This window comes from Microbacterium sp. Ru50, assembly GCF_002920555.1.
Lineage (GTDB): Bacteria > Actinomycetota > Actinomycetes > Actinomycetales > Microbacteriaceae > Microbacterium > Microbacterium arborescens.
Window position 1 is genome coordinate 1 of record NZ_PQSV01000024.1, and the last position, 905, is coordinate 905.

The 905-nt window shown below is 73.3% G+C and carries 1 protein-coding gene; it reads right to left on the minus strand.

Going from position 1 to position 905, the window contains the following annotated elements; all coding sequences use genetic code 11:
• Positions 1 to 516 (minus strand): hypothetical protein (locus C3481_RS16010; RefSeq protein ID WP_219817680.1); only part of this gene is annotated, 516 nt, incomplete at its 3' end.
• Between the last annotated feature and the right edge of the window lie 389 nt (positions 517 to 905).

Consider the following 905-nt stretch of genomic DNA (forward strand, 5'->3'; position numbering starts at 1 on the left):
CGATGATGTGCAGGTCGATGTCCGCCGGATGGAGAAGTGCTTCAGCCCGAAGTCGTCGGTGACACCGGGGGGCAGGTCGTCCTCCGACCAGAACGGCAGGTGCTCGATGAGGTCGGGGCTGCCGATCGTGAGCCGGAACCGGTCCAGGCCCGCGCCGTGCACGGGGTCGACGAGCAGCCGGACGGCCTCCTCCCGCTTGGCGGGGGTGAGCTTCCACAGGTTGGACACGCTCGTCTCGTCCAGGGAGAAGCCCACGCCCGCGTACCGCTGCCGGACGGCGTTCGGGTCCGCGACGACGGCGGCGGTGACCGGGCCGCCGGGATCGGTGTCCGTCCTGACCGCCGGCAGCGGCAGCCATGCCCGCGCGGCGCCGGTGGAGTAGGTGCCGGTCACGGTCCGGCCGTGTCCGGGCGGCCCGCCCGCGGCTCGGTCGGCGTGCGCGGCCGGGCCCGCGCCGACCAGCGCGGACACGGTCATGGTCGCGACGGCCGCTAGTGCGGTGAGATGACGTCTCACGCCTGCTCCCTGGGCTCCGGGGGTGTCGGGGGCCGGCGCCGTACGGTGCCGGCGGCGCGCGACCGCTCCGGATCCAAGCAATTCCGTGATGTTAAGTCAAGGTTTGAAGTAAGCCCGGGGGTTCGCTTTGTTCAGGGGCGGCCCACCGCCGTCCGCGTGTCGCCGTCGGCCTTCTCCAGGCGTCGGGCGGCCTCCTCGGCGGTGCAGTGCGCGAGGAGCATGACGATGGCGGTCTTGGCGTGGCCGCCCGCGCCCGCAGCGCCTCGGCGGCGGCGTCGGGGTCCGCGCCGGTCGCCTGGACCACCATGCGGCGGGCACGGTCGAGCAGCTTCTCGTTGCTGGCCCGGACGTCGACCATCAGGTTTCCGTAGACCTTGCCCAGGCGGACC